The 25,464-nt window shown below is 68.4% G+C and carries 28 protein-coding genes; 16 read left to right on the top strand and 12 right to left on the bottom strand.

What is annotated here, in order from left to right:
* Positions 1-24 precede the first annotated feature (24 nt).
* Positions 25-2,571, top strand: a complete 2,547-nt coding sequence (gene pepN / locus QZ258_RS05990; protein ID WP_294179778.1) for an aminopeptidase N — start codon at positions 25-27, stop codon at positions 2,569-2,571.
* Positions 2,572-2,590: 19 nt separating this feature from the next.
* On the opposite strand, the gene QZ258_RS05985 is transcribed toward pepN, so the two are convergent.
* Genes QZ258_RS05985 through QZ258_RS05975 form a run of 3 tightly spaced genes read right to left on the bottom strand, consistent with a single transcriptional unit; the run spans position 2,591 to position 4,847 of the window.
* Positions 2,591-2,863 carry a metal-sensitive transcriptional regulator gene (locus tag QZ258_RS05985; protein ID WP_294179777.1) on the bottom strand — a complete coding sequence of 91 codons (273 nt, stop codon included), beginning with the start codon at positions 2,861-2,863 and terminating at the stop codon, positions 2,591-2,593.
* Positions 2,860-3,168, bottom strand: coding sequence for a rhodanese-like domain-containing protein (locus tag QZ258_RS05980; RefSeq protein WP_294179776.1), 309 nt, complete (start codon positions 3,166-3,168; stop codon positions 2,860-2,862). Before QZ258_RS05980 ends, QZ258_RS05985 begins: the two co-directional genes overlap by 4 nt.
* Before the next feature lie 20 nt (positions 3,169-3,188).
* Positions 3,189-4,847, bottom strand: a complete 1,659-nt coding sequence (locus tag QZ258_RS05975; protein WP_294179775.1) for an FAD-dependent oxidoreductase — start codon at positions 4,845-4,847, stop codon at positions 3,189-3,191.
* Positions 4,848-4,914: 67 nt separating this feature from the next.
* On the opposite strand from QZ258_RS05975, the gene QZ258_RS05970 reads away from it, so the two are divergent.
* From QZ258_RS05970 to QZ258_RS05955, 4 genes are all read left to right on the top strand, one after another.
* The gene (locus tag QZ258_RS05970) at positions 4,915-5,931 is read left to right on the top strand and encodes a mechanosensitive ion channel family protein (protein WP_294179774.1); all 1,017 of its coding nucleotides are present in this window, start codon (positions 4,915-4,917) and stop codon (positions 5,929-5,931) included.
* Positions 5,928-6,356, top strand: coding sequence for a globin (locus tag QZ258_RS05965; RefSeq protein WP_294179773.1), 429 nt, complete (start codon positions 5,928-5,930; stop codon positions 6,354-6,356). Before QZ258_RS05970 ends, QZ258_RS05965 begins: the two co-directional genes overlap by 4 nt.
* Positions 6,357-6,426: 70 nt before the next feature.
* The gene (locus QZ258_RS05960) at positions 6,427-6,822 is read left to right on the top strand and encodes a hypothetical protein (protein ID WP_294179772.1); all 396 of its coding nucleotides are present in this window, start codon (positions 6,427-6,429) and stop codon (positions 6,820-6,822) included.
* Between the two features lie 78 nt (positions 6,823-6,900).
* Entirely contained in the window at positions 6,901-8,556 is a 1,656-nt protein-coding gene (locus tag QZ258_RS05955; RefSeq protein ID WP_294179771.1) for an FAD-binding dehydrogenase, read from the top strand.
* 20 nt (positions 8,557-8,576) lie between these two features.
* Here QZ258_RS05955 and QZ258_RS05950 read toward each other — a convergent pair whose 3' ends face one another.
* Positions 8,577-9,281 (bottom strand): hypothetical protein, encoded by a 705-nt coding sequence (locus QZ258_RS05950; RefSeq protein ID WP_294179770.1) that lies wholly within the window; start codon positions 9,279-9,281, stop codon positions 8,577-8,579.
* A gap of 20 nt (positions 9,282-9,301) precedes the next feature.
* Here QZ258_RS05950 and QZ258_RS05945 point away from each other — a divergent pair, with 20 nt between their 5' ends.
* Together QZ258_RS05945 and QZ258_RS05940 are read left to right on the top strand one after the other, a co-directional pair.
* Complete coding sequence (locus tag QZ258_RS05945) at positions 9,302-10,177, top strand: acyl-CoA thioesterase II (RefSeq protein ID WP_294179769.1); 876 nt, start codon at positions 9,302-9,304, stop codon at positions 10,175-10,177.
* Positions 10,174-11,244 (top strand): DMT family transporter, encoded by a 1,071-nt coding sequence (locus QZ258_RS05940; protein ID WP_294179768.1) that lies wholly within the window; start codon positions 10,174-10,176, stop codon positions 11,242-11,244. Before QZ258_RS05945 ends, QZ258_RS05940 begins: the two co-directional genes overlap by 4 nt.
* Here the strand turns inward: QZ258_RS05940 and QZ258_RS05935 are convergent.
* Positions 11,174-11,659 carry a thioesterase family protein gene (locus QZ258_RS05935; RefSeq protein ID WP_294179767.1) on the bottom strand — a complete coding sequence of 162 codons (486 nt, stop codon included), beginning with the start codon at positions 11,657-11,659 and terminating at the stop codon, positions 11,174-11,176. The two genes, QZ258_RS05940 and QZ258_RS05935, sit on opposite strands and share 71 nt — an antisense overlap.
* Positions 11,660-11,975: 316 nt before the next feature.
* Between QZ258_RS05935 and QZ258_RS05930 the strand changes: the two genes are divergently transcribed.
* The 3 genes from QZ258_RS05930 (at position 11,976) to QZ258_RS05920 (ending at position 15,172) form a co-directional block, all read left to right on the top strand.
* Positions 11,976-13,262, top strand: a complete 1,287-nt coding sequence (locus QZ258_RS05930; RefSeq protein WP_294179766.1) for a glycine betaine/L-proline ABC transporter ATP-binding protein — start codon at positions 11,976-11,978, stop codon at positions 13,260-13,262.
* Positions 13,262-14,167, top strand: a complete 906-nt coding sequence (locus QZ258_RS05925) for a proline/glycine betaine ABC transporter permease (protein WP_294179765.1) — start codon at positions 13,262-13,264, stop codon at positions 14,165-14,167. Before QZ258_RS05930 ends, QZ258_RS05925 begins: the two co-directional genes overlap by 1 nt.
* A gap of 87 nt (positions 14,168-14,254) precedes the next feature.
* Entirely contained in the window at positions 14,255-15,172 is a 918-nt protein-coding gene (locus QZ258_RS05920; protein ID WP_294179764.1) for a glycine betaine ABC transporter substrate-binding protein, read from the top strand.
* 93 nt (positions 15,173-15,265) lie between these two features.
* Here the strand turns inward: QZ258_RS05920 and ettA are convergent, their stop codons facing one another.
* A complete protein-coding gene (gene ettA, locus QZ258_RS05915; RefSeq protein ID WP_294179763.1) occupies positions 15,266-16,948 on the bottom strand; it encodes an energy-dependent translational throttle protein EttA in 1,683 nt (560 codons plus the stop codon).
* A 50-nt stretch (positions 16,949-16,998) separates the two neighbouring features.
* The gene (locus QZ258_RS05910; RefSeq protein WP_294179762.1) at positions 16,999-17,469 is read right to left on the bottom strand and encodes a DUF6993 domain-containing protein; all 471 of its coding nucleotides are present in this window, start codon (positions 17,467-17,469) and stop codon (positions 16,999-17,001) included.
* An 84-nt stretch (positions 17,470-17,553) separates the two neighbouring features.
* Here QZ258_RS05910 and QZ258_RS05905 point away from each other — a divergent pair, with 84 nt between their 5' ends.
* Positions 17,554-17,916, top strand: coding sequence for a hypothetical protein (locus QZ258_RS05905; RefSeq protein WP_294179761.1), 363 nt, complete (start codon positions 17,554-17,556; stop codon positions 17,914-17,916).
* 19 nt (positions 17,917-17,935) lie between these two features.
* Here the strand turns inward: QZ258_RS05905 and QZ258_RS05900 are convergent, their stop codons facing one another.
* The 5 genes from QZ258_RS05900 to msrA form a co-directional block, all read right to left on the bottom strand.
* Entirely contained in the window at positions 17,936-18,466 is a 531-nt protein-coding gene (locus QZ258_RS05900) for a single-stranded DNA-binding protein (protein ID WP_294179760.1), read from the bottom strand.
* A gap of 199 nt (positions 18,467-18,665) precedes the next feature.
* Positions 18,666-18,878: a methyltransferase gene (locus tag QZ258_RS05895; RefSeq protein WP_294179759.1), complete on the bottom strand. Its 213-nt coding sequence runs from the start codon at positions 18,876-18,878 to the stop codon at positions 18,666-18,668.
* Positions 18,879-18,977: 99 nt separating this feature from the next.
* The gene (locus QZ258_RS05890) at positions 18,978-19,574 is read right to left on the bottom strand and encodes a TetR/AcrR family transcriptional regulator (protein ID WP_294179758.1); all 597 of its coding nucleotides are present in this window, start codon (positions 19,572-19,574) and stop codon (positions 18,978-18,980) included.
* Positions 19,567-20,427 carry an alpha/beta fold hydrolase gene (locus QZ258_RS05885; RefSeq protein WP_294179757.1) on the bottom strand — a complete coding sequence of 287 codons (861 nt, stop codon included), beginning with the start codon at positions 20,425-20,427 and terminating at the stop codon, positions 19,567-19,569. Before QZ258_RS05885 ends, QZ258_RS05890 begins: the two co-directional genes overlap by 8 nt.
* Before the next feature lie 52 nt (positions 20,428-20,479).
* On the bottom strand, positions 20,480-21,007 hold the full coding sequence (msrA, locus tag QZ258_RS05880; protein ID WP_294179756.1) for a peptide-methionine (S)-S-oxide reductase MsrA: 528 nt from the start codon (positions 21,005-21,007) through the stop codon (positions 20,480-20,482).
* 104 nt (positions 21,008-21,111) lie between these two features.
* On the opposite strand from msrA, the gene QZ258_RS05875 reads away from it, so the two are divergent.
* From QZ258_RS05875 to QZ258_RS05855, 5 genes are all read left to right on the top strand, one after another.
* Positions 21,112-22,125 (top strand): aldo/keto reductase, encoded by a 1,014-nt coding sequence (locus tag QZ258_RS05875; RefSeq protein ID WP_294179755.1) that lies wholly within the window; start codon positions 21,112-21,114, stop codon positions 22,123-22,125.
* Positions 22,126-23,094 (top strand): DMT family transporter, encoded by a 969-nt coding sequence (locus QZ258_RS05870; RefSeq protein ID WP_294179754.1) that lies wholly within the window; start codon positions 22,126-22,128, stop codon positions 23,092-23,094.
* A gap of 9 nt (positions 23,095-23,103) precedes the next feature.
* The gene (locus tag QZ258_RS05865) at positions 23,104-23,373 is read left to right on the top strand and encodes a hypothetical protein (RefSeq protein WP_294179753.1); all 270 of its coding nucleotides are present in this window, start codon (positions 23,104-23,106) and stop codon (positions 23,371-23,373) included.
* Between the two features lie 104 nt (positions 23,374-23,477).
* Positions 23,478-24,107, top strand: a complete 630-nt coding sequence (locus QZ258_RS05860) for a hypothetical protein (RefSeq protein WP_294179752.1) — start codon at positions 23,478-23,480, stop codon at positions 24,105-24,107.
* Between the two features lie 143 nt (positions 24,108-24,250).
* The gene (locus QZ258_RS05855; protein ID WP_294179751.1) at positions 24,251-25,405 is read left to right on the top strand and encodes an IS481 family transposase; all 1,155 of its coding nucleotides are present in this window, start codon (positions 24,251-24,253) and stop codon (positions 25,403-25,405) included.
* Positions 25,406-25,464 lie beyond the last annotated feature (59 nt).

Genomic DNA, 25,464 nt, shown 5'->3' with positions numbered 1-25,464 from the left:
TGATCGCATCCGAAGGAGTCCCGCGTGCCCGCCGACAACCTCACTCGAGTCGAAGCCCAGGAACGCGCCGCGCAGGTGCAGACCGACAGCTACGAGGTCGCCCTCGATCTGACGACCGGCGCCGAGACCTTCCGCGCCGACACGACGATTCGTTTCCGGGCGACCGAGGGGGCCAGCACCTTCCTCGACGCGATCACCACCGCGGTGCACTCGATCGAGCTCAATGGGCAGCCGGTCGACGTGAGCGTCGCCGACGGCACCCGCATCCAGCTCGAGGGCCTCGCCGCCTCGAACGTCGTGCGCATCGTCGCCGACATGAGCTACACGAACACCGGCGAGGGCCTGCACCGCTTCGTTGACCCGGTCGACGGTGAGGTGTACCTGTACTCGCAGTTCGAGGTGCCCGACAGCCGCCGCGTGTTCCCGGTGTTCGAGCAGCCCGACCTCAAGGCCACGTTCCAGTTCACCGTGACGGCTCCCGCCGCGTGGCGTGTCGTGAGCAACTCCCCCACACCCGAGCCCGTTGTCGACGGCGAGAGCGCGACCTGGACCCTTGAGCCGACGCCGCGCCTGTCGAGCTACATCACCGCGCTCATCGCGGGCCCGTACGAGTCCGTCCACGACGAGCTGGTCAGCGCCAGCGGGCGCACGATTCCGCTCGGCGTCTATGCGCGCAAGTCGCTCATGCAGCACCTTGACGCGCACTACGTCTTCGACATCACGAAGAAGGGCTTCGCCTACTTCGAGGAGAAGTTCGGCTACCCGTACCCGTTCGCCAAGTACGACCAGCTCTTCGTGCCGGAGTTCAACGCGGGCGCGATGGAGAACGCGGGTGCGGTCACCTTCACCGAGACCTACATCTTCCGCTCGAAGGTGACGGATGCGATCCGCGAGCGCCGCGTCGTCACGATCCTGCACGAGCTCGCGCACATGTGGTTCGGCGACCTAGTGACGATGCGTTGGTGGAACGACCTCTGGCTCAACGAGTCCTTCGCCGAGTGGGCCTCGACCATCGCGACCGCCGAAGCCACCGAGTGGACCGAGGCGTGGACGACGTTCCAGGCGATGGAGAAGAGCTGGGCCTACCGCCAGGATCAGTTGCCGTCCACCCACCCGATCGTCGCGACGATCAACGACCTCGAAGACGTGCAGGTCAACTTCGACGGCATCACCTACGCGAAGGGCGGATCGGTGCTCAAGCAGCTGGCCGCCTGGGTCGGCATCGACGAGTTCTTCGCCGGGGTCGGCGCCTACTTCCGCAAGAACGCCTACGGGAACACCGAACTGGTCGACCTGCTGCGCGAGCTCGAGACGACGAGCGGACGCGAGCTGACGACGTGGTCGAAGCTGTGGCTCGAGACCGCGGGCGTCAACACGCTCAAGCCGGCGATCGAGACCGATGCCGACGGCCGGATCACGAGCTTCCGCATCCTGCAGTCGGCGCATCCCGACTACCCGACGCTGCGCCCGCACCGACTCGCGGTCGGTTTCTACGAGAAGACGGGGGCCGGCACGAAGCTCGTGCGCACGCACCGCGTCGAGCTCGATCTGGAGGCGGTCGCCGAGACCGAGGTCGCCGAACTGGTGGGGCTCACGAAGCCCGCCCTCGTGGTGCTCAACGACGACGACCTCGCCTATGCGAAGATCCGACTCGATGAGGGGTCGCTTGACACCGCGATCGCGCACCTGGCCGACATCGAAGACCCGCTGGCGCGCGCGCTCGTCTGGGGCTCGGCCTGGGACGCGACCCGCGACGCCGAGGTGGCCCCGCGCGACTACGTGCAGCTCGTGCTCAACAACATCGCGACCGAGACCGAGTCGACCACGATCCGGCTCTCCCTCACGCAGCTCGCGACGGTGGCCCGCGCCTACGTCGCCCCCGAGATCCGCGACGAAACCATCCGCCAGGTCGGCGACGCGCTGTGGACTCTTGCGAGCGAGGCGGATGCCGGTTCCGACGCGCAGTTCCAGTTCGTGAAGTTCTTTGCGAACCTCGCCTCCACGTCCGACCACGCGGCGGCGCTCCGGGGTCTGCTCGACGGTTCGGTGGCGCTCGATGATCTGGAGATCGACACCGATCTCTCCTGGGAACTCCTTGAGGGGCTCGTCCTGGTGGGCGACGCGGGCGAGGCCGAGATCGCCGCGGCACTGGAAAAAGACAACACGGCCAACGGCCAGCAGGCGGCGGCTCGCGCTCGCGCGACGATCGCGACGTTCGCGGGGAAGCGCGCGGCCCTGGCGGCGGCGATCTCCGACGCCTCGATGTCGAACGTGCTGCTGCGCAGTTCCGGAGTCGGCTACCAGCACGTCAACGACACGAGCGACCTCGCGGGGCTCATGGAGCCGTACTTCGACGCGCTCGTGGGCGTCTGGACGAACCGTAGCTACCAGATCGCGTCGTACGTCATCCAGGGCTTCTTCCCGCCGATCGTCAGCCAAGAACTCGTCGACACGACGAACCGCTGGCTGGAGGCGCACCCGGAGGTTCCGGCGTTGCGTCGACTGGTGATCGAGCAGCTCGCCGGCGTCGAACGCGCCTTGCGCGCGCAGGAGCGCGACGCGCAGGCGTAGTCGTCGGTGCCGGCCCCGGTCAGGCGAGCGTGAGGAAGAGCTTTTCGAGCTCGGCCCGCGTCAGCCCGTCGGGGCCGGCCTCTTCGTCGTCGAGCGTGGCGCAGTTCTTCATCGCGGAGGCGATGATGGCGAATCCGGCACGGTCGATCGCCGACGAGACCGCCGAGAGCTGGGTCACGACGCTCTTGCAGTCGCCGCCGTTCTCGACGGCGGTGACGAGGGCGCGAAGCTGGCCCTCCGCTCGCTTCAGGCGGTTGACGATCGCGCGCGTGGCGTCATCCTGGTCGCTCATGCCGCGGCCGTTTCGATCGGCAGTCCCGCGTGGTACCACTCGGTGATGCCACCGAGGACGTTGACGGCGTCGCGTCCCTGGGCGGTCAGGTAGTTGGTGGCCTGCACGCTGCGTCCGCCCGAGAGGCACATGATGTACAGCGTGCGGTCGTCGGGGAGTTCGGCGACACGAACGGTGAGTTCGCTCAGCGCCACGTGGATGACGCCGGGCACGTGGGCCGCGTCGTACTCGTCGCGTTCGCGCACATCCACGATCGTGGCGCTGTCGCCGAGCGCCGCGAGGTCGGTCGGGGTGATGCTCTGCATGGGAGTTCCTTTCGAGGGGATCAGGCGGCGGCGAGCGTCGTCGCGGAGTCACGCGCGGAGGTTCCGTCGCGCCAGGTCAGGTAGCCGCCGTCGAGGTTGACGGCATCGACGCCGAGCTCGGTGAGCAGCCGAACCGCGGTGTGGGCGCTCTGCCCCACACGGCAGTGAATCACGATCGGGCCGCCGCGCAGGTCGTCGGCGCGCGCACGGAGTTCTTCGACCGGGATCCAGGTGCTGCCGGGAATCGAGCCCTCGGCGAGTTGACCCCGCCCCCGCACGTCGATCAGCCGGGCGCCGGAGGCGAGCACATCCGCGAGTTCGTGCCACTGCAGCGTGCGGTCGAGCCCGTCGCGGAGGTTCTCGTTGACGTAGCCGAGCATGTTGACCGGGTCTTTCGCCGAACCGAATTGGGGGGCGTAGGCCAGTTCGAGTTCGGCGAGCTCGGTCGCCGTGCGGCCGCTGGACATCGCGGTCGCGATGACGTCGATGCGCTTGTCGGCGCCCTCCATCCCGACCGCCTGCGCGCCGAGGATGGCATCGTCGACCGGGTCGACGAGCAGCTTGAGCGAGATGGGCCGGGCCCCCGGGTAGTACCCGGTGTGCTGTTGCGGATGCGTGTGGATGGCGCGGTAGTCGCGCCCGGCCGCGCGCAGCTGCTTCTCGTTGGCGCCGACCGACGCGGCGGCGAGACCGAACACCGAGACGATCGCAACGCCCCAGGAGGGGCGGGCCGAGACCGGCCGTCCCGCGATCGAGTCGGCGACGAGCCGGCCGTGCCGGTTGGCGGGACCGGCGAGCGCCAGAAGCCGCGTTCCGCCGAACACCGCGTCGGCCTTCTCGGCCGCGTCGCCGAGCGCGTAGATGTCGCGATCGCTCGTGCGGAGTTCGTGGTCGACGGCCACGCCGCCGCGCGGCCCGATCTCGAGTCCGGCGCGCACCGCGAGGTCGGTTTCGGGGCGGACCCCGATTGCGGCGATCACGAGTTCTGCCGGCGCCTCGGTGCCGTTGTCGAGGGTGACCGCGGCCTCGTCGATCCGGGTGGCGGTGGCACCGGTGAACAGACGAACTCCGTTGTTCTCGAGTTGCCGAGCCACGGGCTGCGCCATCTCGGGGTCGAGTCCGGTGAGGATCTGGGGGTCGCGCTGGACGACCGCCGTGGCGATGCCGCGGTGCGCGAGGTTCTCGGCGACCTCGAGCCCGACGTATCCGGCACCGAGGACAACGGCGGTGCGCGGTGATTCGTCGAGCGCACTCATGATGCGGTCGAGGTCGTCGAGGTCACGCAAGACGTGGGCCCGGGCGACGCCCGGGATCTCCGGTCGGATCGGGGCAGCCCCGGTCGCGAGAATGAGCTTGTCGTACGTCAACTCGTATGCCGCGCCGTCGGAGGGCAGCACCGAGACGCGGTGGCCCGCGGCATCGATCGCGGTCACGGTCGAGCGCACGCGGACGTCGAGCCGAAAGCGCGCGCCGAGTGCCCGCGGGGTCTGCAGCACCAGCGAGGAGCGTTCCGCGATGACGCCGCCCAGGTGATACGGGAGGCCGCAGTTGGCGAAGGACACCTCGCCCCCGCGCTCGAGCACGATGATCTCGGCGGACTCGTCGAGCCGACGCAGTCGCGTCGCTGCCGACATTCCCCCCGCGACACCACCGATAATTACGACACGTTTCGAAGTCATGCCGCCAGCATACCCCCGGGGGTATCCCGAGGCAACTCCCGGCACAGCGAACTAGGCTGACACCGATATGGATTTCAGCTCATGGGGCGCATTCTGGGCCAGCGTCGAAGCCATCCTCGATGGTCGCTTCGGCACGCCCCTCACGATCGTCGCGATCGTCGTCGGCTCGATCCTCGTCCGGGTGGTTCTGACGTTCGTGATCCGACGCGTCGTGCACCGGGTCGTGAGCGGGGTCAAGAAGAGCCAGGGCATTGACGACACGCAGCTCCTGCACGCCTCCCCCGTCGCCGCGGCGCGCATCGTGCAACGAACCCGAGCCCTCGGGGGGATCCTCACCGGCATCGTGACGGCGATCATCGTGATCGTCGCGCTCGTGCTCATCATCACCGCGATCGACCCCAATGCCACGGGTGCCTTCGCCCTCATCACGGCCGCCCTCGGCGCGGGCCTCGGCTTCGGTGCGCAGAACCTCGTGCGCGACATCCTCAGCGGCATCTTCCTTGTCGCCGAGGATCAGCTCGGCGTCGGCGACGTCGTCGACCTCGGCCCGGCCACCGGAATCGTCGAGTCGGTCGAAATCAGGGTCACGCGCATCCGCGACGTCAATGGAACGCTCTGGTACGTCCGCAACGGAGAGATCACGCGCGTCGGCAACCTCTCCCAGGGCTGGTCCCGCGTCGTGCTCGACCTGCAGGTGCCCTACGACGCCGACGTCGACACCGTCGAAGAGCACATGCTCGCGACCGCGGTCAAGCTGGCCTCCGAACCCAAGTGGACGCGTGTCATCCTCGAGCGGCCCGAACTCTGGGGCATCGAGTCGATCTCGGGCGACGGCATCGTCATCCGCCTCGTGGTGAAGACTCACTCCGGCAGCAAAGACGATGTCGCCCGTGAACTCCGCGCCCGACTCAAGCGCGCGCTCGACGAGCTCGGGGTTCGTCTGCCCGCGCTGACCACCACGGTGTTGACCGGGTATGAAGGCGCCGCATCCGTGCGAGGCGCTCGCCCGCCGAAGACGGCGCAAGTGCCGATCCCTCCGCGGCCCTCGACCCGCGGCACCTCCTCCCGATCGAAGGAATCATGACCGAGAGCCCCCTCACCCTGCGATCCGGTCTCGGCGGCGAGGCCGTCGGGGGAAACTTCTGGCACCAGGTGGGCGGTCGCCCCACCTTTGAGAAGCTCGTGCGCGAGTTCTACGTCGGCGTCGCCGCCGACGACGTACTGCGACCGATGTACCCGGACGAGGACCTCGAGGGCGCGATTCAACGACTCACCGGCTTTCTCGAGCAGTACTGGGGCGGGCCGACCACCTACAGCGAGGAACGCGGTCACCCGCGACTGCGGATGCGCCACGCCGCTTTCAAGGTCACCCCGGATGCGCGCGATCGCTGGCTCGCGCACATGCACACGGCCATGAAGACCCTCGAGCTCTCACCGCTACACGAAGCGACGCTGTGGAGCTATTTGGAACGCGCCGCGCAAGCCATGGTGAATACTCTCGACGCGTGAGAATTCCTCCGCTAATCTGATGGCACGCTGAGTAACCCCTGCTGAGCGGCCGTCAAGAGCGGAGGATGGGATGCGCACCGCCTATCGTGAAAACGTCGTGCACAGTCGCGCGACAGCGGCCCGGAAGGACGTCAGCGCGTTGAACACCATCGATCAAGTCCGCGAGGGGATGTCGGTCGTCGACATGACCGGCGAACGGATCGGCACGGTCAGCGCGGTCAGCATCGGTGACCCGCAGGCCGTCACCGATGAGGGCCAGCACTTCGACGAGAGCTCCTTCGACATGCTCAACGAGCTCCGCTCCATCCTCGGCGGAGACGCGATTCCCGATGAACAAGCACACCACCTGCTCCGCGCCGGATTCGTTCGAGTCCACCGGTTGCTGCACCACGACCTCTTCGTCACCCCGGCCGAGCTCGACCGGGTCGACGGCGACACGCTGCACCTGTCGATCGCCGCTGACTAGGCGCGCCGAGCCCGGCGCTCCGCGCGCCCGGGTAGTCTCGACACGCCAGCGGACATTGAGGAAGTGGGGGGTTCGCGCGTGACGGATCAGGCAGACGCGATCATTGTCGGAGCCGGACTCGCGGGGCTCGTCGCGGCGGGCGAACTCGTCGCCGCCGGCAAGAAGATCATCGTCCTCGAGCAGGAGCCCGAGGCGAGTCTCGGAGGCCAGGCCTGGTGGTCCTTCGGAGGACTCTTCCTCATCGACTCCCCCGAGCAGCGACGCATGGGGATCCGCGACAGCCACGAACTCGCCCGGCAGGATTGGTTCGCCAGCGCCGAGTTCGACCGCGACGAAGACGATCACGGCCGTCGCTGGGCCGAGGCCTACCTCGCATTTGCCGCCGGCGAGAAACGAGCCTGGTTGCGGGAGAAAGGCGTCGGCTTTTTCCCCGTCGTCGGATGGGCCGAGCGCGGCGGCTACACCGCCACGGCGCACGGCAACTCCGTGCCGCGCTTCCACATCACCTGGGGCACCGGCCCCGCCATTCTCGAGCCGTTCATCCGCGCCGTGCGCGAGGGCGTCGAAGCCGGGCTCGTCGAGCTGCGCTTCCGGCACCGCGTCGACGAACTGATCACGCGCGACGGCGCCGTCGTCGGGGCGCGCGGGCAGATCCTCGCCGATGACGACGCCGCTCGCGGCGCCGCGAGCAACCGCGACGAGATCGACGAGTTCGAGTTCGAGGCCGGTGCGGTGATCGTCTCAAGCGGCGGCATCGGCGGCAACCACGACCTGGTTCGCGCGCAGTGGCCCGAGTGGCTCGGCGCTCCCCCGACGCACATGCTGAGCGGGGTTCCCGCGCACGTCGACGGGCGCATGCTCGCGATCTCGGAGAACGCCGGTGCGCGGCTGATCAACGGCGACCGCATGTGGCACTACGTCGAGGGCATCACCAACTTCGATCCCGTCTGGGCCGACCACGGCATCCGGATCCTGCCCGGGCCCTCGAGCATGTGGTTCGATGCCACCGGTCACCGGCTCCCGGTGCCGCTCTTCCCGGGATTCGACACCCTCGGAACCCTCGAGTACCTGCGCCAGACCGGGCACGATCATTCGTGGTTCGTGTTGACGCAGTCGATCATCGAGAAAGAGTTCGCGCTCTCGGGCAGCGAGCAGAATCCGGACCTCACCGGCAAGAGCGTTCTCGAGCTGCTGCGTCAGCGGCTCGGGAAAGGCGCCACGGGGCCCGTCGAAGCGTTCAAGGAACGCGGCGACGACTTCGTCGTCGCGGACACGCTCGATGAGCTCTTCGCCGGCATGAAGCGTCTGTCGGCCGGGGTCAAGCTCGACACCAAAGCGATCCGCCGCGAGATCGAAGCGCGCGATCGCGAGCTCGACAATTCCTTCAGCAAGGATGCGCAGGTCACCGCGGCGCGCGGTGCGCGCAACTACCGGGGCGACCGTCTCATCCGCGTGGCGAAGCCGCACAAGATCCTCGACGCCAAGCATCGGCCGCTCATTGCGGTCAAGCTGCACGTCCTCACCCGCAAGAGCCTCGGCGGAATCCAGACCGACCTGACCGGGCAGGCGCTCGCGGCCGACGGCACGCCGATCCCGGGCCTGTTCGCGGCCGGCGAGGCCGCCGGGTTCGGTGGGGGCGGCATGCACGGCTACCGCTCGCTCGAAGGCACCTTCCTCGGCGGGTGCCTGTTCACCGGGCGCACCGCGGGTCGCACGGTCGCCGCGCAGGCGTAGCGCGACGGCGCGTCAGCGCGTCAGCGCGAGAGCGTCCAGGCGCGGCGCTTGACGAGCACGTGTCCGCGCGGCGAGCTCAGCCTGGTCCAGGTGCCGGTCTCGAAGACCTCGACCGCCGCGGTGGGGTCGGCGCCCGACGCGCCGAGGAATCCGAGGCTGAGCGCCGCGAAGGCGGCCCCGGCGGGGATGTGCTCGGCTCCCGCGATCTCGCGACCCCAGACCTCCGTGCGCACCGTGCGCACGATCTGCTCCCCGGCGCCGTCGGGCAGCGCTTCGGCGACCTGGTCGATGCCGGCGCGCGCCGCCGCGTCGAGGGTGGCCGCGGCGATCGTGCCGATCGGCGACCAGCCGCCACGCGGAGGCGAGATGGCCGCCCAGGTGACGCTGGGCGCTTCCATGGGAAGCGTCAACGTCGCGGTGAACAGCTCCGGGTTGGCGGCGCGCGCCGCCTCCGCCTGCACGTTCTCGAGTCGCTGTCGCAGCGCCGCGAGCGGAACGACGGCGTCGAAGCTCTCGTCGCCCGAGATCCGGGCCACTCTCAGCCCCAGCACCGTGGGAGCGTCGTCGGTGAGCCCGACCGGGTAGAAAATCGCGACGTAGACGGCGAGCACCCCGTTGGCGGCGATCAGGCGCACGGAACCGTCCTCGATGCGCGCGGCGCGCGCCAGGAAAGTCTGCAGATCGTCGAGGGCGGGAAGGTCTGTCAGCGTGAAGGAACGGCTCATCTGCTCCTAAACTACAACCCATGAGCGATGCCGTGTCGGGACTCCTTGCGGCACTTGATCTTTCCGACACGGGTGCCCGCACACGCGAGGACATCTTCACCGGACCGAGCGAGTGGATGCCCAATGGGCGCGTGTTCGGCGGGCAGGTGCTGGCGCAGTCGCTGATGGCCGCGATCCGCACCACACCCGACGATCGTTTCGTGCATTCGATGCACGGGTATTTCCTGCGCCCCGGCGATGTGGAGCAGCCCATCACGTTCTCGGTGGACCGGATCCACGACGGCCGCTCGTTCTCGACCCGCCGCACCCAGGCCTATCAGGCGGGCGAACCGATCCTCTCGATGATCGCCTCGTTCCAGGACGAGGACCCGGGATTCGACCACCACCTCGAGATGCCAAGTGATCTGCCTGACCCGGAGAGCCTGCCGACGGTCGCCGACCTGCTGAAAGACATCGATCACCCGCTCGCCCGCGCGTGGGCGAACCGGCGCGCGTTCGACATCCGCCACGTCGACGAGCCGATCTACCTCCCGCACCACGGCGAACGCCGCGCCCACCAGGTCATCTGGATGCGGGCGCAGGACCGGCTGCCGGACGACCCGAACATCCATCGCGCCGCCCTCGCCTACGCGAGCGACTACGCGATTCTCGAACCCGTGCTGCGCAAACACGGCGTCTCCTGGTCGCACCGCGGCCTGAAGGTGGCGAGCCTCGACCACGCCATGTGGTGGCATCGCTTCGTGCGCGCGGACGAGTGGCTGCTCTACGTGCAGGAGTCACCGAACGCGATCGGCGGGCGCGGACTCGCCCAGGGCCGGATCTACTCTCACGATGGAGTCCTCGCGGCGAGCGTGGCGCAAGAGGGCATGGTTCGCGTGCCCGAGTTCCGCGAGTGACACGCGGCGGGGGCAACGCCCTCGCTTTCGCTGCGGTCGCGCTCTCGGTCGTCTTGTGGTCCACCGCCTACGTCATCAGTGAGCTCGTGCTCGATACCGCCTCCCCCGCCGTGTTCTCGGTCGGACGCTTCGCACTCGCGGTGCCGGTGCTCGGACTTCTCGTGGCGGTCCGCGGTTCCGACCCCCGCCGCGCGGGACTCCTCAGCACCCTCTGGCGACCCCGGACGCTGCTGCTCGGCCTCACCGGGGTGACGCTGTACTACCTGCCGACGAACATCGCGCTCGAGATCACGACCGCCGGAACGGCCGCCCTGCTGGCTGCCGCGCTGCCCGTGTTGACCTCGGTGCTCGCGGTATTCGTGCTGCGCGAACACCTCCCACCCCGCACCATCGTGGGGCTCGTCTTCGCGACCGTCGGCGTCGTTGTCGTCGTCGCCGAAGGCTTCACGATCGACCTCGGGATCGTGCTCGCGCTCGTCGGAGTGCTCTCCTACGCGGTCTATACCGTGCTGCTTCGGCTGTACTCGCAGCCGCCGGTCGGGATCGGTCCGACTCCCGATACGGGCGCCATCACTCTGCCGAGCCTCGAGAACCCGGTCGAGCCGCGGCCCGCCCGAACGGCGCCCGATCCGCTCACCCTCGCCACCGCCACCGGAATCTGGGGAACTGCCTTCATGCTTCCGTGGCTGGCGATCGAGGTCGCCGCCGGCGCGGCGCGGATGCCGACCGGCGCGATCGGCTGGAGCGGCCTTCTCCTCCTCGCCTTCGTTGTGACCGCGCCGACGCTCGTGCTGTTCAACTACGGCGCCGAACGCATCCCCGCTTCGATCAGCGGCATCGCGATCGCGGGGATCCCCGTCCTCGGCTACGCGTCCGCGGTCGTGCTCGGTGAACCGTTCGTCGCGGTCAAGGCGATCGGCGGCATCATCGCTCTCGCCGGGATCGTGATCGCGACGCTGCCCAGCGGGCCCGCACGGCGGCGACCTCGGGCGCCGCTCAGCGGCGATTTGCGAACTGAATCGGCTCCTCGGCGTGCACTGACCAGGTCTCGCGCTCGGCGTCGGTGAGGCGACGCGGACGCATCGTGGTCGCGTCGACGAGCACGATCGTCGTGCTCGCCCGCGCGAACACCACCTGCGGTTCGACGCTGACCGGCGAGCAGACCTCGTAGCAGACCTCGAGGCTCGAGCCGCCGAGCCGGCCGATCCACAGCTGCACGTCGATGGGCTTGCGCAGGTACGGCACGGGCGCCAGGTACTCGATCTCCTGCCGTGCGATGAGCGAGAGAGTCTGGGCGCCCGCGCCGTTGTCGATCAGCGCCGTCGTCGGCGCGCCGCCGGGCTCGTCGGCCGCGTCATGATCGGCCCAGAACACCTGGATGCGCGCCTCCTCCAGCAGCCGCAGCATCACCGCGTTGTTGACATGCCCGTAGGCGTCGAGGTCGGCCCAGCGCAGGGCGATGGGCACGTGTAGTCGCGTCATGGTGCTGTGCTCCGGCTCAAAAAAGGTAAACATCAGGTCTCGATCGAGCCTATCTTGTACCCCGAATCGGAGAGTGACGCGGCGCTCTGTTACGTTAGTTGACGGCCTCCCGGCGACGCGTCCGACACGACCGTGGAGTGAGCCCCAACATCCAGGCCGCGAGCGCCGCCCCCGTGGCGGTGACCGTATGGCAGGTCAACGTGCGATCTCATTCGATGTGAGATCCCCGTGCGCAAGCATGACTGTGCGCCCACGTTGCCCGCCCGGACCGCAACCCGAGACCCGGACTGCTTCGCGCGCCCGGGCACAGGAATCCGTGACCGACACTGTTGCATTGAAGGCGGACGGGCTTTTCAAAGTCTTCGGCCGCCGTACCGCTGAAACCGTTGAACGACTCCGCACCGGCATCCACCGCGATGAGGTGAAACTCGGCACCACCGCCGCCGTCATCGACGCCAGCTTCGAGGTCAAGCGCGGCGAGATCTTCGTCGTCATGGGCCTCTCCGGCTCGGGCAAGTCGACCCTGATCCGGATGCTGAACGGCCTGCTCGATGCGACCGCCGGCACCGTGACCATCGGCGGCGACCCGATCACCGGCATCTCCGCCGAACGCCTGCGCGCGATCCGCCGTTCGAAGATCTCGATGGTGTTCCAGCACTTCGCCCTGCTCCCGCACCGCACGGTGATCGACAACGTCGCCTACGGTCTGGAGATCCAGGGCATGCCGCGCGCCGAGCGACTCGAGCGCGCGCGGAAGACCACCGCGCTCGTCGGTCTCGCCGGATGGGAAGACAAGTACCCCTCCGAGCTCTCCGGCGGCATGCAGCAGCGCGTGGGCCTCGGCCGCGCTCTCGCCGCCGACACCGATGTGCTCCTGATGGACGAGGCGTTCAGCGCGCTCGACCCGCTCATCCGCCGTGAAATGCAGGAGCAGCTGCTCGAACTGCAGGAGACCCTGCAGAAGACGATCATCTTCATCACGCACGACCTCAACGAGGCGATGTTCCTCGGCGATCGCATCGCTGTCATGCACGACGGTCGCGTCGTTCAGATCGGCACGCCCGAAGACATCCTCACCGACCCGGCCAACGACTACGTCGAGCAGTTCGTGCAGGATGTCGACCGTGCCCGCGTGCTCACGGCGGGAAACGTGATGGAAAAGCCGCGCCTCTCGGTCTCGGAATCCGCCGGTCCCCGCACCGCGCTGAAGGCGATGCGCGAGGGCTACTCCTCCGCCGTCTACGTGACCGGCCGCGACCACAAGCTGCTCGGCATGGTGCGCGACCGCGACGCCATGAAGCTCGTGCAGCAGGGCGAGCGTTCGCTCGCGAACGTGATCCGTCCGGTGATGCAGTCGGTCGAAGTCGACTCGGTGCTGATGGATCTCTTCGTTCCTTCCGTGGAGTCTCCCCTCCCGCTCGCCGTGCTCGACGCCACGGGGCGCCTCGTCGGGGTGATTCCGCGTGTCACCCTGCTGGCGGCGCTCGGCCCCGGCACCACCGCGACCGGCGAAATCGTCATCCCCGTGCCCGCCGCTGAGATCGACGAGGTGCTCGCCACCCCCGTCGGAGACACCACCATCGAAGAGCAGGAGACCCGCTGATGGACTGGTTCCGTATTCCCGTCGGCGACTGGGCCGACGCTGGCCTGGACTGGGCGAAAGACAACCTCGCGATCGTGTTCGACGGTCTCGACACCGGATTCGACTGGATGGTGACCTCGCTCACCGACGTGTTGCTCTGGGTGCCTGCTCTCGTTCTCATCGCGATCTTCGCGCTGATCGGCTGGGCGCTGCGCTCCTGGCAGCTCGCGCTCGGCACCGTGATCTCGTTCCTGCTGATCCTCGCGATGGATGTCTGGACCTCGGCCATGCAGACCTTTGCGTTGGTTCTCGTCGCGGCCCTCATCGCCATCGTCATCGCGATTCCGCTCGGGATCCTCATGGCGCGAAACGCGACCGCACGGGCCGTCCTGCGCCCGGTGCTCGACTTCATGCAGACGATGCCCGCCTACGTGTATCTGATCCCCGCGATCATCTTCTTCGGCATCGGCGTCGTTCCGGGCGTCGTCGCGACGATCATCTTCTCGCTGCCGCCCGGGGTGCGCTTCACCGAGCTGGGCATTCGCGGAGTCGACGCCGAGCGCGTCGAAGCCGGCCAGGCCTTCGGCGCGACGCCCGGGCAGATTCTGCGGGGCATCCAGCTGCCGCTTGCCGCGCCCACCATCATGGGTGGCATCAACCAGGTGATCATGCTGTCGCTCTCGATGGCGGTCATCGCCGGAATCGCGGGCGCCGATGGCCTCGGAAAGGACGTCGTCGCGTCGATCTCGACCCTCAACGTGCCGCTGGGCGTCGAAGCGGGACTCGGCGTGGTCATCCTCGCGATCTTCCTCGATCGCGTGACCTCGGCCCTCGGAACGCCCGCGGATCACCCGCAGTCGTTGCGAGCCGTCGTCGCGCGCCGCCGCACCGCGCGCGCCGACCTCGTCGCCCGCAGCGCCAGCTAGGCACCCCCACAACCTGCGCTCAACGGAGATCCCGTGGAGCGCTGACAAGCCCGCATCGCCGGGAACAACCAGAGAAAGGACATTCACATGCTGAATGGACGCACTTTGCGCCGTAGCTCCCTCATCGGAGGCGCCCTCGCCCTCACCGTCGGCCTCGCCGGCTGCGCGACCGCCGAGACCGGTGACGCCGGATCCGACAGCGGCGAGTCGATGGGAACCATCACGCTCGGCTTCATCCCCGGATGGACCGACGGTCTGAGCACCGCGTACCTCCTCGAGGACCAGCTGGGCAAGCTCGGCTACACCGTCGAGATGGAGACCCTCACCGAGGCGGCCCCGCTCTACATCGGTCTCGCCGGCGGCGACGTCGACATTTACCCCTCGGCGTGGTCCGAGGTCACCCACGCCTCCTACATGGAGGAGTACGGCGACGACATCGAAGACCTCGGAACCTACTACGCGGGCGCCAGCCTGACGATCGCGGTTCCGACCTACACCGAGATCGACTCGATCGCCGAGCTCGCCGGCAACGGCGACATGTTCGGTGGCGTCATCACCGGTATCGAGCCGGGCGCGGGCCTCACCGCCCTCACGCAGGACACGATGATGCCGACCTACGGCCTGGACGGCGAGTACGAGCTCGTCACCTCGTCGACCGCCGCCATGCTCACCGAGCTCGGCAACGCGATCGACGCGCAGGAAGACATCGTCGTGACGCTGTGGCGTCCGTTCTGGGCCAACGCGGCCTTCGACATCAAGACGCTCGAGGACCCGGAAGGCGCCATGGGCGGCTCCGAAGGTCTTCACTTCCTCGGCACCGCCGGCTTTTCGGAGGAGCACCCCGAGGCCGCCGCGCTGATCGCGAACATCCAGCTCGATGACGCCCAGTACGGTGCGCTCGAGAACCTCGTGGTCAACGAGTACGGCGAGGGCCAGTACGCCGAGGCCGTCGACGCATGGCTCGCGGAGTACCCGGACGCGTTCGAGGGCCTTCTCGCCAACTAACGCAGTTCGATCCTGACCGCGGCCCACGCCGCGCCAGGGACAGACAACGGCCGCCCCGGGTTTTCCGGGGCGGCCGTTGTCGTGCGGGTGCGATCAGTCGCGCGTGAGCTTGCGGTAGGTCGAGCGGTGCGGGTTCGCCGCATCCGGGCCCAGTCGCTTGATCTTGTCCTCTTCGTAGGCGGCGAAGTTGCCCTCGAACCAGTGCCACGTCGAGGGGCTCTCGTCGGTGCCCTCGTAGGCGAGGATGTGGGTCGCGACGCGGTCGAGGAACCACCGATCGTGGGTGATGACCACGGCGCACCCGGGGAACTCGAGCAGCGCGTTTTCGAGGCTCTGCAGGGTCTCGACATCGAGGTCGTTGGTGGGCTCATCGAGCAGCAGCAGGTTGCCGCCCTCCTTGAGCGTGAGCGCCAGGTTCAGGCGGTTGCGCTCACCACCGGAGAGCACGCCAGCCTTCTTCTGCTGGTCCGGCCCCTTGAAGCCGAACTTGCTGACGTAGGCCCGCGAGGGGATCTCCGTCTTGCCGACCGTGATGATGTCGAGGCCGTCCGAGACGACCTCCCACAGGTTCTTGTTCGGGTCGATGTTCGCGCGCGACTGGTCGACGTAACTGATCTTGACCGTCTCACCGATCTTGAGTTCGCCGCCGTCGATCGGCTCGAGACCGACGATCGTCTTGAACAGCGTGGTCTTGCCGACACCGTTCGGACCGATCACGCCAATGATGCCGTTCGGCGGAAGGCTGAAGCTCAGCCCGTCGATCAGCACACGATCGTCGAACCCCTTCTTGAGGTTCTTCGCCTCGATCACGACGCTACCCAGACGCGGGCCCGCGGGGATCTGGATCTCTTCGAAATCGAGCTTGCGCGTGCGCTCGGCCTCGGTCGCCATCTCTTCGTAGCGCGCGAGTCGAGCCTTCGACTTGGCCTGGCGGCCCTTCGCGTTGGAGCGCACCCAGTCGAGTTCTTCGGCGAGGCGCTTGGCGAGCTTGGCATCCTTCTTGCCCTGCACCTCCAGGCGCTGGGACTTCTTCTCGAGGTAGGTCGAGTAGTTGCCCTCGTACGGGTAGAGCCGACCGCGGTCGACCTCGGCGATCCACTCGGCGACGTTGTCGAGGAAGTACCGATCGTGGGTGATCGCGATGACGGCACCGGAGTACTTCTGAAGGTGCTGCTCGAGCCAGAGCACGCTCTCGGCGTCGAGGTGGTTCGTGGGCTCGTCGAGCAGCAGCAGGTCGGGCTTTTGCAGCAGCAGCTTGCACAGCGCGACGCGGCGCTTCTCACCACCGGAGAGGTTCGAGACCGGCCAGTCCCCCGGCGGGGTGCGCAGCGCATCCATCGCCTGGTCGAGCTGGGAGTCGAGGTCCCACGCATCGGCGGCGTCGATGGCCTCCTGCAGCGTGCCCATCTCGGCCAGCAGCGCGTCGAAATCGGCGTCCGGCTCGGCCATCGCGGCGGAGATCTCGTTGAACCGGTCGAGCTTGTCCTTGATCGGGCCGACGCCCTCCTGGACGTTTTCGAGCACGGTCTTGGTCTCGTCGAGCTCGGGCTCCTGCATGAGGATGCCGACGCTGTAGCCGGGGCTGAGCGTCGCCTCACCGTTGGAGGGCTGGTCGAGCCCCGCCATGATCTTGAGGATGGTCGACTTACCGGCGCCGTTCGGACCGACCATGCCGATCTTGGCGCCGGGAAGGAACGCCATCGTCACATCGTCGAGGATGAGCTTCTCGCCCACCGTCTTTCGGGCGCGGACCATGGAATAGATGTACTCGGCCATGCGTCGAGTCTACGGAAGCCGCGAGCCTGTTCCTGACGCGCGCGGAACGGTCAACCGACGGACTCGGTCTCCCCGATGAGACAGGTGCCGGTCGCGAGCGCCGGCAGCGCCGCGACGTGCAACCCCATCGCATCGCCGTACTGCCCGACGAGGCAGGTGTCGTTGATCAAGACCGAGAACTGCACACTGTCGGCGTCGAGGTTGACGGTCGTGCGGTCGGCCGTGACCTCCATCGCCGATCGGTCGAAGCCCGCCGAGGCGAGCGCATCCACGAATGCGCCGCCGGTGCGGGCGCCGTCATCGACCGCTGCCGTGAGAACGAACTCGAAATAGTCGAGGTTCTGCAGCGCCGAGCCCTCCGGTCGCAGGGTCGGATCGGGGTTCGGGATCGCGCTCGGCGGCGCGCTCGCCGTCACCGTCGGAAGCGGCGCGGGCTCCTCCGAGGTGCACGCCGAGACCGCGAAGGCGAGCGTCACGGCGGCCGCGGCAGCAACGAAGCGGGAAGGAGTAGCCACAGTCATGCCCCCAGCCTAGAGCGATGCTCGCGTCCCTCGCACCGTCGCGGAGCCTGGCAGGGGCGCGCGACATTCTCTACGCTCGAGGTCATGACGACTCCCACGCCGCCACTGCCGCCTGCCTACGCTCCGATCCCCGCGAAGCCGTCGAACGGCCTCGCGATCGCCAGCCTCGCGCTCGGTATCGCCGCCATCGTGATCGGCATCTGGGCGCTGATTCCGATCATCGGGCTTGTCGCGGCGTTCCTCGCGTTCCTGCCCGCCGTGCTCGCCGTGATCTTCGGACACCTCGGCGTCGCCAAATCGAAGGCGATGGGAGGCACCGGCAAGGCCCTCGCCGTCACCGGCTTCAGCTTCGGCTACGCCACGGTCGCCCTGATCGTGCTGACGACCGTGTGGTGGATCGTCGCGATCGCGATCACGGGCGCCGGGAGCGACTCGTCCTACTCCTGAGCATGCGCCGTGGCGGCGCCTAGAACGGCGTCGCCACGGGCTCGCGGTCGGCGGACTCGGGCGAGGTCTCGGTCGAGGCCGCGTCCGCGACCTCGGCGCGATCGCCATCGGGAGCGGAGTCGGCAGCGCCGCTGCCCTCGCCCTCCTCGGGCTCGGGCCGCGGGTCGGAGACCGCCTCGGCGGCGACCGTGGTCGCGACCGAGCGGGTGAAGCTCGCGGTGCCCCAGGCCAGATCGTGGCCGATCGCGTCGGCGTCGACCTCGACCGTGGTGCCGACCTTCTCGCCGCTCTCCCAGTCGCGCACCCGCAGCCGCCCGGTGACCACGACGCGCTGACCCTTGCGCACAGACGCGTTCACGTTGAGCGCGACCTGACGGAACGACGTGATCGTGAACCAGTTCGTGTCGCCGTCGATCCAGCGCTGCTGGCCGCGATCGTAGCGGCGCTGCGTGCTCGCGAGACGGAACGAAGTGATCGGCAGGCCCTCCCCCGTGACGAGGTGGCGCGGCTCGGTGGCCACGAGCCCGGTGAGGGTGATGGTGTCAGACATGTGCGGCTCCTTCGGATGCGGGTCTCTCCGCGAGTGCGGAGAGCGGCCGGATGCCGGGGTGCCGTTCGTGCCGGAGGGGACCCCGGCATCCGTTCCCCCATGCTCGACGCGGCGCCGACGACGAAGGCCCCGTCACCCTCCAGATGTGGAGAGGACGGGGCCTTCGCTCCCGGGGACGAATCGCCCGCGGGAGGGGTGCTCAGTGTTCGCGGAACTCCGGCCAATCGGAGCCCGGGGTCATGGCGGCGTGCAACGCGCTCTTGGCGACTTGGAGCGTCGGGTAGGTTCCCCGCGGCTCGTCGTCGTCCAAGAACCGGACGGTGTAGCCGTCGTCGGTGTGTTCGATCGAACCGACCGCCCCGGCCTGCCCGAAGGCAACCCAGCGCTGACCGGTCATCATGTTGTCGTTCATCTTCGAAGAACTCCTTTCCGGTGCTCTTCGCACGCTACGCCGAACCCCGGCACATCGCCAGAGGGCTCCGCACTGTGCCCAGCAATGCCAAGCTCGCGTTCAGGCAGGTTTCGGCGAGTACTGAGCCGCGACGCCCGCCTCGAACACGTCCAGTAGCGCCGAAAAGCTGGCGTCCACGTCGTCGGGGAGCCCGAACCCGCCGGAGGCCTCCAACACGACGAACCCCATCACCGTCGCACGCGCCGCGCGCACCACATCAACCAGATGCTCGGGCGGAACGCCGTAGCTCGACAGCGACTCCACCACGACCGCGATCGCGTCGCGTCCCGCCGCGGCAATCTCCGCGTCCAGGGCGTCGCCCTGGCGGTCGCCACTGGCCTGCGCGGCGGCGGCGAGCCCCGGATGCTCATGCGAGAACCGTCGGATCGCATGGGCGACCGCTCGGAACCTATCGCTCGGGGCGGCGCTCGTCGCCGCGTCGCCGGCCCGCCGTGTCAGCTCTCGGACGGCGATCAGGGTCACGCGTCGCCGCACCTCGTCGAGGGACGCGACGTGCTTGTACAGACTGGGAACAGCAACCCCCGCGCGCGCGGCGATCGCGGCGAGCGTGAGCGAGTCGAGCCCGTCGCTGCGCTCGTCGACGAGTGAAACCGCGAGTTCGACGACGGCATCCGCTGACAGCCCCGCTCTAGGCATTCGCGCCGACCCAGTTCTCGTCGGAGCGACGCGAGGCGAGGTACTCGAGCGTCCACGGCGTCACGAGCTCGGGAGCCTGCACATGCGGGTAGTGCGCGACGCCCTCGACGAGTTCGGCGCGCCCGGGCAGTCGCGCCGACATCCACTCGAGTTCGGCGACCGGGTCGGCGTAGTCGGGATCGAGGGAGCCCACGACGATGAGCGCGGGCACGGTGACATCGCTCAGACGCGGGGTGACCGCGCGGTGGGTGAGCACTTGGGTGAGCGCCCGGAAACTCCGCAGGTGGTCGGCATCGAGCGAGGCGCGAATCGCGTCCGCGTGGGCGTCTCGCCATGCCGCGGCGCGACCGCGGTGGAAGTAGCTGCGGTACATCGAGCTCCACAGCCGTGCGCCCCACGGGCGTGCGAGCACCACCCGCAACAACAGCTTCGTCATCGCGGCAGCGAAGGCCGAGCCTTCGGCGTCGCGCAGCACGGGCCCGACGAGGACGAGCCCGCGCACGAGCTCGGGGCGGTCGGCCGCGGCGAGCACCGCCGCTGCCGCCCCCATCGAGTTGGCGATCACGACGGCGGGCGACCCGAGTTCGTCGATGAGGGCGATGATGTCGCCCGCCGTCGCCTCATCACCCTGTTCGGCGACATCGGCGGAGGATGCGCCGTGGCCGCGAAGCTCGGTGACGGCGACCCGGTAGCCGGCGGCGATGAGGTCGGAGGCGAGGTCGCGATAGCTCGACGCGAGGTCTCCCATTCCGGGGACGGCGACGACCAGGGGGCCGTCCCCGGCAACGCGATACGCGATGCGTGCGTCCGGGCGGACCAGAACGCGGGACTCGACTGACTGGCTAACGTCCATAGCCATAGGCTAATGCCACTAGCCAATCAGCGCAAGCTTCTGTTCTCGACCGCTACGAGGCCTGAACGAACTCCGCGTACGAACGGCGAACCTTGTTGACCTTGGGCAGCGCCACGGCGAGGCAGTAGCCCTGCGTCGGGTTCTTGGCGAAGAAGTTCTGGTGGTACTCCTCCGCGTCGAACCACGCCCCGAGGGGCGAGACCTCGGTCACGATGCCGCCGTCCCAATACTCGGACGCGCGCGCGATCGCCGACTCGAACTCGGCCTTCTCGGCGTCATCGGCGTAGAACATCGCCGAACGGTACTGCGTGCCGACATCATTGCCCTGCCGATTCAGCTGGCGCGGGTCGTGGAGCGTGAAGAACACGTCGAGGATGACCTCGGCCGGAATCACCGCCTCGTCGAACACCACCTTGACCGCCTCCGCGTGCCCGGTCTGCCCGGTGCAGACGGACTCGTAGTCGGGATTCGCGAAATCCCCTCCGGTGTAGCCCGACACGACGTCGTGCACGCCCTTGAGCGTGCGGTAGACCGCGTCGAGGCACCAGAAGCAACCGCCAGCGAGAACGAATGTGCGCATGCTGTGACCCTACTTTCGGTAACTGAGGGGAACATCCACTTCAACCGACGTCGCGGACGATTCGTTCCGGCCCGGTCTGGATCTACGCTGAGAGCATGCTCCGGATGCCTCCCCCCTATATCGCCGATGACGCCCGCTACGACTCGATGGGCTACGCCCGTTCGGGGCGCAGCGGCCTGCTCCTGCCCCGAATCTCGCTCGGACTCTGGAACAACTTCGGCGATGATCGCCCGATCGAGACCCAACGGGCGATCCTGCGCCGCGCGTTCGATCTCGGGGTGACGCACTTCGACCTCGCCAACAACTACGGGCCGCCCGCGGGAAGCGCCGAAGCGAACTTCGGGCGGATCTTCGCCGAAGATTTCGCGCCCTACCGCGACGAGATCGTCATTTCGAGCAAGGCCGGCTACTACATGCACCCGGGCCCCTACGGCGAGTGGGGATCGCGCAAGTACCTGCTGAGTTCGCTCGACGCGTCGCTGCTACGCATGGGTCTCGACTACGTCGACATCTTCTACCACCACCGGCCCGACCCCGAGACGCCGATCGAGGAGACGATGGGCGCGCTCGCCCATGCGGTGCGCAGCGGCAAAGCGCTCTACGCCGGCATCTCGAACTACGCGCCCGATCAGACGCGCGCCGCCGCGGCCGCGCTCGCGGCGGAAGGCATCCCGCTGCTCATTCACCAGCCGCGCTACAACATGTTCGACCGCGCGCCGGTCGAGGGCGGACTGTTGCCGGTGCTCGACGGGGTGGGCGCGGGCAGCATCGTGTTCTCGCCCCTCGCCCAGGGACTCCTGACCGACCGCTACCTGAACGGCGTGCCGGCGGACTCGCGCGCCGCCGAGGGCCGTTGGCTGACCGAGAAGAACCTCACGCCGGAGTATCTCGAGCGCGTTCGCGGCCTGCAGCGCATCGCCGAGGCGCGCGGCCAGTCGCTCGCACAACTGGCTCTGGCCTGGGTGCTGCGCCACCCGCAGGTCACGAGCGCCCTGATCGGCGCGTCGAGCGTCGCACAACTGGAGTCGAGTCTCGGCGCCCTCGACAACCTCGAGTTGACCTCCGACGAGCTGGCCGCGATCGAACCGCTCGCGGTCCAGGGCACCGGCCGGGTCTAGATGGGATATGTCTACGCGCTGCTCGCGGCGGTCCTGTTCGGCGCCAACGGCAGCCTCACGAAGCTGATCCTGGAGACGGATCTCAGCGCCACGCAACTCACCCTCCTACGCACCCTCGGCATCGCGATCAGCGCCGGCGTCGCGCTGCTCGTCGTGGACCGCAACGGGTTCCGCATCGGATGGCGACGAGTCGGCATCATGGCGATCCTCGGCGTGTTCGGGCTCGCGCTGCTTCAAGCCAGCTACGCCGCGGCGATCGCGCTGCTCCCGGTCGGCATCGCGCTCCTGCTCGAATACCTCGCGGTGCTCTTCGTCGCACTCGTTGCCTTCTTCGTGTTCCACGAAAAGGTGCGGCGGCGGCTCTGGTTCGCCATCGCCTTCGTGCTCGCCGGGCTCGCCCTGGTGGCACAGATCTGGGCGAGCGCCCTGAACGCGCTCGGGGTGCTGTTCGGTCTGGGGGCGGCCGCCTCGCTCACGATCTACTTCGTGGTCGGCGAACGCCAGGTCTCGCGGACCTCGCCGCTCGCCGTCGCGTTCTGGACGGGCACCTTCGCCACCGCCTTCTGGGCACTGTTCAGCGGGTGGTGGGAACTCGATGCGGGGATCTTCGTGCAGCCGACCGAACTCGCGGGCGTGCACGGCAGCCTCGAGCTTCCGCTGTGGATGCCGTTGATCGTCACCGCGATCGCCGGCTCGTTCGTGACCTTCCTCCTGTCATTCACAGCGCTCAAGTACCTCACTGCCACCGCCGCGGGAGTCGTCGCCTCGAGCGAGGTGCTGTTCGCGTTCCTGTTCGCGTGGCTGTGGCTCGGCGAAACACTCGACACGATCCAGTTGCTCGGCGCCGGCGTCGTGCTGGTCGGCATCGTGCTCGCCCAAACGGCGCGCGCCGCCAAGACGGTCGTCGCCGCCGATCTCGCGCTGCCGCCCTCGACCGCCAGCATCCCCACCGTCGGAGGTCCGCTCTAGTCTGCGGACATGAACCTCCTGCGGGAACGGATCCCGGCGCCGAGTGAACTCGCGCCGCGCCACGAACGGCACGGAATCCGTGTCGTGGCGCTGGCCAGCGGGCTTCATCGCGTCGTGCTCGCCTCGGGTGAGGTTCTCGGGTATCTCGAGCCGGTCGAGCGTTCCGGCGCCGGGGTGCGCTGGGTCAGCAAGCGTCTCGCCCGCGGCGCGTCGCACTTCACCGAGCTCGGCGACTTCGCCTCGGCCGATGAGGCGATCGACGCCCTGCGCTACGGGTAGCGCGCTTCGCGCGCGCCCGACGCGCCGCTGAACGCACGCCGAGAGTCCGGCGCGCTGGCCCAAATCAACCGGGATGCACGGCTCGCGAGGGATAGTGTGCGGCCATGCAGTGGTGGAACAGCTTCGTGGAATGGTTCTGGTCGACCGACGGCCAGCGGCTCGTGACGAGCACGATTCTCCCGTTTCTCGCGGTTCTGATCGCGGGTCTCGTGGCGGCGGCCATCGGCCGTTCCGCCACCAAGAGACTGGTAGTCCAGCGCGACCGCGAGACGCGCGCCGCCGCCGTCGCCGCGCTGGTGACCTCGGCCTCGCACGCCGCGACCTGGCACAGCCAGTCGGCCGCGGCCAAAGATCACTCGCAACAGCTGGCGGCCGCCGCCGACATCCAGGTTCGGCTGCTGCCGATCTCCGGCGCCGCCATGGCCGCCGATTGGGCGGCGCACGAACTCGCCGACATGCGCGTCAACTCGGTGAGCTTCAGCTTCCAGGCCGAGCAGAGCCTGCGCGAATACCGCGAGCGCCTCGTGGAGTGGGTCGCGCATCCGCGTCGCGCCAAGAAGCTGTTCGGCCTCGACCTCGAGCGTTGGAGCTACGAGACCGACGCCGTCGACCCGGTCATCGCCGACCAGCAGCGCTGGGCCGCAGAGCAGACGGCGGCCACCTCGCGTGACGCCGCCGGCGATGTCGTGTTCGAGGGCGAGATCGAGCCGGAGCCGCAGAGCGCTGCCCGATAGCGGTTATCGCCGGATGTGCCCTCGGCAGTGTGTGGTTTCGGTACATCGTGGACACCTGTCTCACGTCATCGTGGACAGCAGGGTTGGTGAGGCCGTGATGTCTCACGTCATCGTGGACACCCTGGCCGCGGCAGTGTCAGCAGGTGAGCAAAGCCGAAGTGTTGATCCTCGCCGTCACCGTCCAGGGACTCTCCATGCGGGAAGCGGCCCGCATACATGGGGTCTCGAAGTCACTGGTCCATAAGCTTCACCAGCGGTGGCTCACCGAGGGCGAGGCAGCCTTCCTGCCTCGCTCGAGGGCGCCCGGATCCAGCCCTCGTCGAACCCCGGACGCGGTGCGGGCTCGCATACTGCAGTTGCGCGCCCAGCTGGCCGCCGACGGGCTCGATGCTGGCGCCGACACGATCGTCGCCGTCCTGGCAGTCGAGGGCACGACGGTGTCGCGGTCGACGATCTGGCGGATCCTGCGCGGCGCGGCGGTGATCACCCCGCAACCCCAGAAGAGACCCCGCTCCTCCTGGCAGCGGTTCACCGCCGAGCGGCCCAACGAGCTCTGGCAATCCGACACCACCCACTGGCAGCTCGCCGACGACAGCGAGGTCGAGATCATCGCCTGGCTCGATGACCACTCCCGATACCTGACCCACCTCAGCGCCCACACCCGCGCCAACGGCCGCACCGTCACCGACACCTTCCAACAAGCCGCCTCAGAGTATGGCTATCCGGCGGCGACGTTGACAGACAACGGGAACATCTTCACCACCCGCTTCGCCGGCGGCAGCCGTGCTCGCACCGGCGGCAACGCCTTCGAGACCCTGCTGGCCCTGCACGGCATCACCCAGAAGAACGGCCGCCCCTACAAACCCACCACGCAAGGCAAGATCGAGCGGTTCTGGCAGACGCTCAAAAAGCGCCTCACCGTCCGCCCCGCAACGACCCTTGCCGAGCTGCAGCACGAACTCGACGAGTTCCGCACCCACTACAACGAGCACCGCCCGCACCGGTCCCTGAACCGGCGCACCCCGGCCTTCGCCTACGCCCTGATCCCCAAGGCGGCACCGACCCAGCCAGACGACCCGAACATTTGGCGAGTCCGCTACGACACCATCGACGCCGGCGGGAAAGTGTCATTGCGCTTCGCGAACCGCATGATGCACCTCGGCTACGGCCGCACCCACGCCCGCACCGCGGTCATCGTCCTCATCCACGGCCTCCACGCCACCACGATCACCCCCGACGGAGAAGTCATCGCTGAGCACATCATCAACCCGAACAAGGGCTACCAAGCCAAAGAATGAAAAACGGGCGAACCCCGAAAATGGGGGTTCGCCCGTCCACGATGTCGTGAGACATCACA

The organism is uncultured Schumannella sp., from assembly GCF_905479755.1.
Taxonomy (GTDB): Bacteria; Actinomycetota; Actinomycetes; order Actinomycetales; family Microbacteriaceae; genus DCRR01.
Note: the sequence above shows the minus strand (reverse complement) of the source record. Positions and strands in the feature narration are given on the sequence as shown.

Excerpts from the sequence above, each read along its gene's own strand:
- QZ258_RS05970 (WP_294179774.1), top strand. The coding sequence starts at position 4,915 with ATGGATTTCAGCTCATGGGGCGCATTCTGGGCCAGCGTCGAAGCCATC.
- QZ258_RS05865 (WP_294179753.1), top strand. The coding sequence starts at position 23,104 with ATGAACCTCCTGCGGGAACGGATCCCGGCGCCGAGTGAACTCGCGCCG.
- QZ258_RS05985 (WP_294179777.1), bottom strand. The coding sequence starts at position 2,863 with ATGAGCGACCAGGATGACGCCACGCGCGCGATCGTCAACCGCCTGAAG.
- QZ258_RS05950 (WP_294179770.1), bottom strand. The coding sequence starts at position 9,281 with ATGAGCCGTTCCTTCACGCTGACAGACCTTCCCGCCCTCGACGATCTG.
- QZ258_RS05905 (WP_294179761.1), top strand. The coding sequence starts at position 17,554 with ATGACGACTCCCACGCCGCCACTGCCGCCTGCCTACGCTCCGATCCCC.
- QZ258_RS05980 (WP_294179776.1), bottom strand. The coding sequence starts at position 3,168 with ATGCAGAGCATCACCCCGACCGACCTCGCGGCGCTCGGCGACAGCGCC.
- QZ258_RS05860 (WP_294179752.1), top strand. The coding sequence starts at position 23,478 with ATGCAGTGGTGGAACAGCTTCGTGGAATGGTTCTGGTCGACCGACGGC.
- QZ258_RS05900 (WP_294179760.1), bottom strand. The coding sequence starts at position 18,466 with ATGTCTGACACCATCACCCTCACCGGGCTCGTGGCCACCGAGCCGCGC.
- QZ258_RS05945 (WP_294179769.1), top strand. The coding sequence starts at position 9,302 with ATGAGCGATGCCGTGTCGGGACTCCTTGCGGCACTTGATCTTTCCGAC.
- QZ258_RS05875 (WP_294179755.1), top strand. The coding sequence starts at position 21,112 with ATGCCTCCCCCCTATATCGCCGATGACGCCCGCTACGACTCGATGGGC.
- QZ258_RS05890 (WP_294179758.1), bottom strand. The coding sequence starts at position 19,574 with ATGCCTAGAGCGGGGCTGTCAGCGGATGCCGTCGTCGAACTCGCGGTT.
- QZ258_RS05870 (WP_294179754.1), top strand. The coding sequence starts at position 22,126 with ATGGGATATGTCTACGCGCTGCTCGCGGCGGTCCTGTTCGGCGCCAAC.
- QZ258_RS05960 (WP_294179772.1), top strand. The coding sequence starts at position 6,427 with ATGCGCACCGCCTATCGTGAAAACGTCGTGCACAGTCGCGCGACAGCG.
- ettA (WP_294179763.1), bottom strand. The coding sequence starts at position 16,948 with ATGGCCGAGTACATCTATTCCATGGTCCGCGCCCGAAAGACGGTGGGC.
- QZ258_RS05975 (WP_294179775.1), bottom strand. The coding sequence starts at position 4,847 with ATGACTTCGAAACGTGTCGTAATTATCGGTGGTGTCGCGGGGGGAATG.
- QZ258_RS05935 (WP_294179767.1), bottom strand. The coding sequence starts at position 11,659 with ATGACGCGACTACACGTGCCCATCGCCCTGCGCTGGGCCGACCTCGAC.
- QZ258_RS05925 (WP_294179765.1), top strand. The coding sequence starts at position 13,262 with ATGGACTGGTTCCGTATTCCCGTCGGCGACTGGGCCGACGCTGGCCTG.
- QZ258_RS05895 (WP_294179759.1), bottom strand. The coding sequence starts at position 18,878 with ATGAACGACAACATGATGACCGGTCAGCGCTGGGTTGCCTTCGGGCAG.
- QZ258_RS05920 (WP_294179764.1), top strand. The coding sequence starts at position 14,255 with ATGCTGAATGGACGCACTTTGCGCCGTAGCTCCCTCATCGGAGGCGCC.
- QZ258_RS05965 (WP_294179773.1), top strand. The coding sequence starts at position 5,928 with ATGACCGAGAGCCCCCTCACCCTGCGATCCGGTCTCGGCGGCGAGGCC.
- msrA (WP_294179756.1), bottom strand. The coding sequence starts at position 21,007 with ATGCGCACATTCGTTCTCGCTGGCGGTTGCTTCTGGTGCCTCGACGCG.
- QZ258_RS05910 (WP_294179762.1), bottom strand. The coding sequence starts at position 17,469 with ATGACTGTGGCTACTCCTTCCCGCTTCGTTGCTGCCGCGGCCGCCGTG.
- QZ258_RS05885 (WP_294179757.1), bottom strand. The coding sequence starts at position 20,427 with ATGGACGTTAGCCAGTCAGTCGAGTCCCGCGTTCTGGTCCGCCCGGAC.